This window comes from Paenibacillus rhizolycopersici (assembly GCF_014947195.2).
In the GTDB taxonomy this organism is placed as follows: Bacteria; Bacillota; Bacilli; order Paenibacillales; family Paenibacillaceae; genus Fontibacillus; species Fontibacillus rhizolycopersici.
In genome coordinates this window covers 25,999-35,434 of the sequence record NZ_JADCNN020000036.1, presented here as the reverse complement: position 1 = coordinate 35,434, position 9,436 = coordinate 25,999, and the positions used below count along the sequence as shown (strand labels likewise).

The 9,436-nt window shown below is 55.2% G+C and carries 5 protein-coding genes and 1 other annotated feature; of the genes, 3 read left to right on the top strand and 2 right to left on the bottom strand.

All coding sequences use genetic code 11. From position 1 onward, the window contains the following. Window positions 1-99 precede the first annotated feature (99 nt). Window positions 100-1,353 carry a tyrosine--tRNA ligase gene (gene tyrS, locus IM700_RS22350; RefSeq protein WP_193419069.1) on the bottom strand — a complete coding sequence of 418 codons (1,254 nt, stop codon included), beginning with the start codon at window positions 1,351-1,353 and terminating at the stop codon, window positions 100-102. A 70-nt stretch (window positions 1,354-1,423) separates the two neighbouring features. Then, window positions 1,424-1,696: a binding site (T-box leader), on the bottom strand. A 172-nt stretch (window positions 1,697-1,868) separates the two neighbouring features. Here tyrS and IM700_RS22345 point away from each other — a divergent pair. Then, a complete protein-coding gene (locus IM700_RS22345; protein ID WP_193419067.1) occupies window positions 1,869-4,988 on the top strand; it encodes a transglycosylase domain-containing protein in 3,120 nt (1,039 codons plus the stop codon). Window positions 4,989-5,530: 542 nt separating this feature from the next. On the opposite strand, the gene acsA is transcribed toward IM700_RS22345, so the two are convergent. Beyond that, entirely contained in the window at window positions 5,531-7,255 is a 1,725-nt protein-coding gene (gene acsA / locus IM700_RS22340; protein ID WP_155608787.1) for an acetate--CoA ligase, read from the bottom strand. A 314-nt stretch (window positions 7,256-7,569) separates the two neighbouring features. Between acsA and IM700_RS22335 the strand changes: the two genes are divergently transcribed. Both IM700_RS22335 and IM700_RS22330 read left to right on the top strand, forming a co-directional pair. Further along, window positions 7,570-8,202, top strand: a complete 633-nt coding sequence (locus IM700_RS22335; protein WP_193419065.1) for a GNAT family N-acetyltransferase — start codon at window positions 7,570-7,572, stop codon at window positions 8,200-8,202. Window positions 8,203-8,229: 27 nt separating this feature from the next. Continuing rightward, window positions 8,230-9,408, top strand: coding sequence for an acetoin utilization protein AcuC (locus IM700_RS22330; RefSeq protein WP_272491499.1), 1,179 nt, complete (start codon window positions 8,230-8,232; stop codon window positions 9,406-9,408). Window positions 9,409-9,436: the final 28 nt, after the last annotated feature.

The following is a 9,436-nucleotide window of genomic DNA, read 5'->3' as shown; positions in this document are numbered from 1 at the left end:
ATTGAATATCGGCAACTGGCTGCTTAAGTAAATAAGGTGTTTTGATCTCTGTCTCACAAACGGGGGTCAGTCCCCCTTGAAGGTTCGGGGTTCTTTTAATTACTTGACTAGCAGCTTGGCAAACTTGCGCTTCCCGACTTGAATGATCTCTCCACCTGCCAGCTCTACTTCGGCGTTCGGATCGCTGATCTTCTCTTCGTTCAGCTTGACCGCGCCTTGCTGGATGCTGCGTTTGGCTTCTCCGTTGGAGGCCGCAAACTCGATCAAGGTCAGCAACTTGATCAAGCGGATTTTCCCATTCTCCAGCTCGGCGGCAGGAACTTCCTTCTCCTCGATATCCTCCGGCAACGCTCGTTGCTGGAATACGGTCACGAAATGCTCCTGCGCCGCATCGGCAGCTTCCGAGCCGTGGTACATCCGGACGAGCGTATGAGCGAGTCTCATTTTGGCGTCGCGCGGATGTACTTCCCCCGACTTAAGACCCTCGCGGAGAGCTGCGAACTCTTCCAAGGACAGGTCCGTCACGAGTTCATAGTATTTCGTCATCAGCTCGTCCGGCACAGACATCGCCTTGCCGTAAATTTCGTTTGGCGCCTCATCGATGCCGATGTAGTTGCCAAGGCTCTTACTCATCTTCTGCACGCCGTCCAAACCTTCGATGATCGGGGTCATGATGGCGACTTGCGTGTCTTTGCCGTATTCTTTCTGCAGCGTCCGTCCCATGAGCAGGTTAAACTTCTGGTCTGTTCCCCCAAGCTCGATATCACTCTCCAGCGCTACCGAATCCATCCCCTGCATCAGCGGGTAGAAGAATTCGTGGATGCTGATCGGTTGCCCTGTGGTGTACCGCTTCGTGAAATCGTCACGTTCGAGCATACGCGCTACGGTGACTTTGGCGGACAACTTGACGACATCAGCGAACGTCATCGGCGCCAGCCATTCGGAGTTGAAGTTGACCTGGGTTTTGTCCGGGTCCAAAATTTTGAAAATTTGTTGGCGGTACGTTTCCGCATTCCGCTGCACATCTTCTTCTGTCAACTGTTTACGGGTTTCCGATTTACCGGTCGGGTCGCCGATCCGCCCCGTGAAGTCGCCGATGATCAGTTGCACCTGATGTCCCAACTCCTGAAACTGGCGAAGCTTCTGCATGACTACCGTATGTCCAACGTGAATGTCCGGCGCGGAAGGATCCAGCCCCAGCTTCACCTTCAGCGGCTTGCCGGTCACAACCGACTTGATCACTTTCTGCTTCAGTTCATCCTCCGGCACGATCTCCACCACGCCGCGGGAAATCACCTGAATCTGCCGTTCCACCTCGGCCTGCTGTGCCGCGTTTAATTCTTCCCACTTCATTGCTCCTACCTCCATCGAATTTGTTAATTTAACGCCTATGAAAATAAACACAAAAAAGCCCCTTCTCATCCCAAGGGACGAGAAGGAGCGCTCGCGTTACCACCCTAATTAAAACCGCTACCTGGATCTCGCAAGCATGCGAACGACCGTTCACGGTTTTCACTTCATTCAAATAACGGGATACCCCGGTACCGGACTACTAGCGCTTCGGATCGTTCCCGCGCGTTCCCCCGGACGGCTCCAGACGGTATTTCAAAAGGGATCCGCCCATTCGGTTCGCAGCATCCACCGATTCTCTGAGCAGCGGGATTCCGCCTTCTACTGAGTCTTTCCAAGCCTTTTGTCGATATGCGATTTAAAATAATATATATCATAGATGCATTCGCAAAGTCAAACCTACGAAAGCTAGGTCATAAGCACGATTAAGGCTCCATATGACGCCAAAATACGCTGAAAAAACATCCAAATCCCCTTTTTTATGCTATAATGTTGCTGTTTATAAAGGAGGATCATGCATGGATCATGAGAACGACAAAAACTCCGGCAAACTGCGGCGCAATACCCGGAGCGAAAAACCCGCTAAACCCGCTCGGAAGCGCAAAAAAGGCCGGATTGCCTGGGCGATATTGGGTTGGCTCGTTCTGTTTGGATTTGCCGGCGTTCTGTTCGCCGGAGGGGCCGTATTCGGATACGTATCCTCTATCGTCAAGGACGATCCGGTACGGTCGCGTGCCGACATTGAAGCAAAAATCAACCATAATGAAATGACGGGCTTCGCCTATTTCCGTGACGGCCAACCCATTGGCCAGCTTCGTTCGGAAGAGGACCGCCGCCCCGTCACTTACAAGGAGATCCCGCAAACGGTGCTGGATGCGGTGATCGCCATCGAGGACAATCATTTCGAGGAACACATCGGCATCGATTTTAAAGGCACGCTGCGGGCTGTCAAGCAGCGCCTGCTCCATGAGGACGTGCAGACCGGCGGCAGTACGCTGACGCAGCAACTGGCACGTCGCGTCTTCCTGAACCTGGATAAGACCGAGGACCGGAAGGTTAAGGAAATGCTGCTTGCGCTTCGGCTGGAGCGTTTTTTATCCAAGGAAGAAATCATTACGGCTTATTTGAATAAGGTTCCTTTCGGCAACGGTTCGAACGGATATCAGGTCTACGGCATCAAAGCCGCGGCCAAGGGTCTTTTTAACGTCAGCAATCTGGAGGACCTGAATGTTGCCCAAGCGGCTTATTTGGCCGGTTTACCGCAGCTCCCTTCGACGTATTCCGCTTTTAACGGGAAAGGGGAGTTCAACGAGGAGGCGTTCGGTCGGGCGGTGAAACGCCAGCAGTTAGTGCTGCAGCGCATGCTCGAGGAGAGCAAAATCACGCAGGCACAGTATGACGAAGCGGTAGCTTTTGACATCAAGGGTTCGCTGGCTAAACCAACGAAGAAGGCTTACGACACCTTCCCGTATCTGATGCTGGAAACGGAACGTCAGGGCGCGATCGTGATCGCGATGCTGAACAATCCGGAGATGACCAAAGAGGAGGTCGCCGCAAATCCGCAAATAATTGAGGAAGCCCGCCAGGAGCTGCTGACCGGGGGTTACCGGGTGTATACGACCATCGATAAGAAGGTCTACAACTCCATGCACAAGGTGTCGGACAACGCAAACAATTTCTCGCCACCAAGCGAGAAGAAAGGCCTGGAGCAAGTCGCTTCGATGATGATCGATAACAAGACCGGCGCGATCCTCGGGATGATCGAAGGACGCGACTTCTACACGGAGCAAATGAACTATGCTACGCAAATGAAACGGCAGCCGGGCTCGACGATGAAGCCGATTGCCGCTTATTTGCCGGCACTCGATGCCGGGCTCGTTCAGCCGGCCAGCATCATCGATGATTCGCCCATCATTTTGAAGGATTATCAAAAAGGCTTCCACATCCCGGTGAACTCCAGCGGAGGCTATAAAGGCCTCGTGACGGCGCGGACCGCGCTAAATGAATCCCGGAACATCCCGGCACTTCGCGTGTTTAACAACATCGTTGGTATCGACAAAGCCTGGGACTTCGCCAAGAAGCTGGGGATCACGACGTTGGAGGATGAGGACTACAGCGCGCAAACCGGCGTGCTCGGCGGCTTGAAATATGGCGTTACCGTCGAGGAACTGACTAACGCGTACAGTGCCATCGCCAACGGCGGGAAGTTCACCGATGCTTACATGATCGAGAAAATCGCCGACGCCAAAGGGAATATCGTCTACAAGCATGAGGTGGAGCCGCAGCAAGTATTTTCCGAACAAACGGCTTATCTGATGACCGATATGCTGCGCACCGTCATTAAGGACGGCACCGGCAAATCGATCAAAAGCGACTTCAAGAACTACGGCAAAATCCCGGTCGTCGGGAAAACCGGTACAACGCAAAACTATGCCGACGTCTGGTTCATGGGCTATTCGCCGGACGTTACGCTGGGCGTATGGATAGGTTACCGCGAGCCGGTGAACACGCTGTCGGAAGCCGGCAAATCGCGGGCGCGCAAAATTTGGGCGCTCGTCATGAACGAAGTGACTGAGAATGAACCGGATTTGTTCGCGACCGAAGCCTTCACCAAACCGGACGGCATCGTGTCGAAAACGGTGTCCGGGTATAGCGGCAAGCTGCCGACCCAATTAACGCAGCAGGCCGGCAAACTGGTTACGGATATTTTCAACGCCAAGTATGTGCCGACGGAGCCGGACGACGTGCTGATCCGGGCCAAATACGTCACGTATGAAGGAATTAACTATGTACCGCTCGAAACGACGCCTTCCGATATGCTGCGTGAGAAGGTCGTGGTGAAACGCGAGACGCCGATCGAATTGCTCAAGGAACAGCTGGAGCAAGCATTCGCCGGCATGTCCGGCGGCCACAAGCCGCTGAGTTTCTACCTGCCGAAGGATGCCGGTGAAGACGCGCCTTACAAACCGGATCCACGGGTTGACGACGGCCAAGCGCCGGCGCCCCCGGCGAATGTCGCCATTTCTGGCGGCGGAGAGGCGGCCACGATCACATTTAGCGAAAATACGGAGAAAGACGTCGTCGGTTACCGATTGTACCGTGCAGATGACGGCGTGACCTTCCAGTACGCCGGGAAAGCGGCGCTGGTCGGAGATCCGGCCGCGATAACGGACGGCGGCTCAGCCGGCTTCACAACGGCGTACTACGTCACGGCAGTCGACGTGGCCGGCAAGGAATCGGCTCCAAGCGTGATCGTTAGCGCCTTTGGCGGCGGCGTGTTCCCGGACGGCGGTTCGACGCCGGATCCAAGCGGTGAAACGCCGGGCGGCAGCAACGACGGTACGATCGGCGACAATGGTGAAGGCGGTCCGCTCCCCGCTTCGCCTGCCAAGGTGAGCGTCAAGAAGGACGACCGCGGGTTCACCGTTAGCTGGGACGCGAACGGCGCCCTCGACCTCGTGACGAGCTACAACGTCTACGTGTCCGATGCCCAAGGCGGCTCCTACACGAAGGTAGGTTCCACTTCGGACGCGCATTTCTCGTTCAAAACCGATTCCAGCTCCGTCTGGATTCAGGTCACCGCCGTCAACGTGCTGGGCGAATCCCCGCCGTCGGCGCCGGTGCAGTATAGTAAGTAAGCAGCAAAAAGCAGCAGGTGTGAGCCTGCTGCTTTTTTGTGGTTTAAATAGTAGCATTAAACTGAAAAATCAATCCACCTCCCCCATCCAGCGAATGTATATGATTTTTCGAACATAATTCGCTGCGCCCCCCCGTTTGGAGGAAATATATTCGATTTTTCATATACAATCTCGAGGTTGGGCTTCAAAGGGATGATTATATATGAAATTTCATATCTATTGGGAGGAATCCGCCTGATTTAAGCGATTATATATGATTTTTCGAACATAATTCACAGCCAGCCACCGGTTTAGCGGTAATATGATCGATTTTTCATATAAAATCTCGAGGTTGGCGCTCCAAAGGGACGATTATGTATGAAATTTCATATATATTGAGAGAAATCCGCCTGATTAGAGCGAATATGTTCGGTTTTTCGAATATAATCTCGATTCGGCGACAGAGATCGCTCCCCCAAGGGGCTGGTTTCCCTCCTTCCCGCAAAAAAAAAAGTCCCCCCAAGCCTTCGCTTGAGGGGACTCCTGCTATAGATCTACCGACCTCAATCCTCGATCGTCGACAAATCGCCGGCTGGGAGGTTGAGCTCCCAGGCTTTGAGCACGCGGCGCATGATTTTGCCGGAACGAGTCTTGGGTAGCTTATCTTTGAACTCGATTTCGCGCGGAGCGGCGTGAGCGGACAGCCCTTCCTTGACGAATTTGGCGATCTCCGCCTTCAGCTCCTCGGACGGCGTAAAGCCTTCGCGCAGCGAAATGAACGCTTTGATGATCTCCCCGCGCACGGGATCCGGCTTGCCGATCACCCCGGCTTCCGCGACGGCCGGATGCTCGACGAGCTTGCTCTCGACCTCGAACGGTCCAATCCGTTCGCCGGAGGAATTGATCACGTCGTCGATCCGGCCCTGGAACCAGAAGTAGCCGTCCTCGTCCATGTAAGCCGTGTCGCCGGAAATGTACCAGCCGGGGATGCGGAAATACTCCTCGTATTTCGGCGCATTGTTCCAGATCAGCCGCATGACCGACGGCCATGGCGTGCGGATGGCCAAGTTACCCATCCGGTACGGCGGCAGCTCCTTGCCATTCTCGTCGATGATCGCCGCCTCAATGCCGGGCACCGGTTTACCCATGGAACCGGGTTTAATTGGCATCGACGGATAGTTGCAGATGAGCTGACCGCCTGTCTCCGTCATCCACCACGTGTCGTGAATCCGATGATTGTACACCTTCATCCCCCAGCGCACTACCTCAGGGTTCAGCGGTTCACCAACGGACATGACATGGCGGAGTGACGACAGATCATATTGCTTAATAACGTCCTGTCCCGCACCCATCAGCATCCGAAATGCCGTAGGTGCGCTGTACCAGACCGTTACCTTGTTCTTTTGGATCGTCTCATACCAGTCGGCCGGGCTGAAGCGCCCGCCGCGGACGACGTTGGTCACGCCGTGCAGCCACGGGGCAAAAATGCCATAGGACGTGCCGGTGACCCATCCCGGGTCCGCCGTACACCAATAGACGTCCCCTTCCTTCAGGTCCAGCACAACGTTGCCGGTATGATAGTGCTGAATCATAGCGTTATGCACATGGTAAACGCCTTTCGGTTTGCCGGTCGAACCCGACGTATAATGCAAAATCAGGCCGTCCTCGCGGTTCACCCACTCGATCTCGGTCTCAGAGGATGCGGCTTCCATCTCCGCTTTATAATCGACGATACCGTCCCCGGCCGCCACCTCGTCACCTACAACGATGATGGTCCGCAGCGTCGGCAGCTCCTCGCGCTTCACCCGAGGCAGCAACGCCGGCGTCGTGACCAGCGCAACCGCCCCGCTGTCCTCCAGGCGATCCTTAACTGCCGTTTCCATAAACGCCTCGAACAGCGGTCCCACGACCGCGCCGACCTTAAGCGTGCCCAGCACACTCACGTAGAGCTCCGGCGTCCGCGGCATAAAGACGAATACCCGATCGCCTTTCGTGATCCCGTATTTACGCAGCACGTTGGCAAACCGATTCGTCAGCCCCTGCATGTCCTCGTACGTATACGACTCCTCGCGCGAGGGATCGCTGAATTGAAGCGCCACACGCGCCCCTTTGCCTGCATCAACGTGGCGGTCGATCGCTTCATAGGCCATGTTGACTTTGCCTGTGACGTACCAGGAGAACTGCTTTTCGACATCCTCCCATTGAAAATTCTTATACGCCTCTTCGTAGCTGCCCATGTTGGACGACGGAACGCCCGGTGAAATAACTTCCCCTTGCAGTTGACTCATCGTTTCATCCTCCCTTAATCTTTGGAAATCTCCAAGCAATAGATCAAAGTTTATGAAAACGGATACATAGCAGCGTAAGTTGGGAGCTTCATTCAGCGTCATGGGTGAGGGCATCCGTTTTGATCGAAAAAGCAACGACAGAACTCAAGCGATTTGAGGCGGTATTTCGAGTACAACGATCACACGCACGGCCTGAAAATGTGAATAATTTATGTCGGAGAACATTATAGCACACGTTTTCGCGCACAGGCTACACTTTTCAAATTTTCATTTTTCTGTTATAAGTGAGGGGAACGAGCAAAGGAGGCGGTTCCATGGAACACCAAAAAACGTATATCCGCCACACCCTGCCCCATCAGAATCGTGAAATCGTTGTGGAAGGACCTGTATCCCCTTCCCATCTCCAAACCTTAAAGATGCACCCCGATCTGGATGCGTTCCGCAAGCCGGCAGATCAACACGCCGCACTAGTCGAAATCGCCGGTCTACCGGAAGGACGCATTATACTGGCCCGCGAGGATTCGACCATCGTCGGGTATGTCACCTTTCATTATCCCGACGAAATGGAACGATGGTCGCAAGGCCACATGCCCGATCTCATCGAGCTCGGAGCGGTCGAAGTTGCTGATGATTACCGTTCTCTCGGGCTCGGATCGAAGATGATCCGCACGGCGTTCGAGGACGGTCAGATGGAGAAATACATTGTCTTTACGACCGAATATTATTGGCATTGGGATTTGAAAAAGAGCGGCCTCTCCGTTTGGGATTACCGCACCATGATGGAGCGGCTGATGAAGACGGTCGACATGGTCTGGTACGCCACCGACGACCCGGAAATTTGCTCCCATCCGGCCAACTGCCTGATGGTTCGCATCGGCAAAGAAGTTCCCTTGTCCTCCGAGGAGCAGTTTGACCGGATTCGTTTTCAGCAGCGTTTTATGTACTGACAGTATACAGGAAGGCGTGATGAATCCATGCCTGGAAGCGCTTTATTTGTCCACCATGAACAGGCGATGAACTACCGGTTTCACGATGGCCATCCGTTCCATCCGATCCGGCTGGAATTGACGATGGATTTGCTGCAGGAGATCGGCGCACTGACGCCGCAGCAAATGCGCCTGTCGAGGCCGGCGACCGACGAAGAGCTGCTCTGGATCCATCAGCCGGCATATGTTGAAGCCGTTAAGCAGTTGAGCCGCGCGACCCCCACAGCGGACTGGATTTCGCGCGGCGAGCAGTTTGGGCTGCTGGACGAAGACACGCCGTATTTTCCCGGCATGCACGAAGCGGCCGTCTGGGTTACCGGAGGGACAATTACGGCCGTGGAGGCCGTACTCTCCGGCTCCAGTCCGCATGCGCTGCATCTCGGCGGCGGCCTGCATCACGCCCTGTCGGCCAAAGCGGCTGGCTTCTGCGTTTATAACGACGCCGCGGTGGCTATCGATTATGCCCGACGCAATTACGGCGCACGCGTTCTGTACGTCGATACGGATGTCCATCACGGAGACGGGGTCCAATGGAGCTTCTATTCAGACCCTGACGTGTGCACCTACTCTATCCATGAGACGGGGAAATACTTGTTCCCGGGTACCGGTTTCCTGCCGGAGCGCGGCGAACATCAAGGCTACGGCGCTTGCATGAATCTGCCGCTTCAGCCTTATACCGAAGACGCCTCGTGGATGGAATGCTTCGAGGAGTCCATCCGGCGGCTAACCGCACATTTCCAGCCGGATTTGATCGTCAGCCTGCACGGCTGCGACGCCCATGCGCTGGATCCTCTGTCGCACATGCACTGCAGTATGTCGATCTACCGGGATATGCCGGCGATCCTGCACGAGCTGGCCCATACGTATTGCGAGGGCCGCTGGGTCGCCATGGGCGGCGGCGGTTACGATTTCTGGCGGGTCGTTCCCCGCGCCTGGAGCTTACTGTGGCTGGAGATGAGCGATCATCCGCTAACTGCCGCCCTGCGCCAAGACCCGCTGCTCCCGCTGCCGCAAGCCTGGATGGATCGCTGGCAGCCGCAGACTCCATTCGAGCTTCCCGTCGCTTGGCTTGACGACCTGTCCCATTGGGAGGGCATCCCCCGCCGAATGGAAATCATGACAAAAAACCGCGAGACTCTCGCGGTCGCTTTACAGGATTATCCCTAAGACTTTGGGTGAGGTTGCTTACTCACCC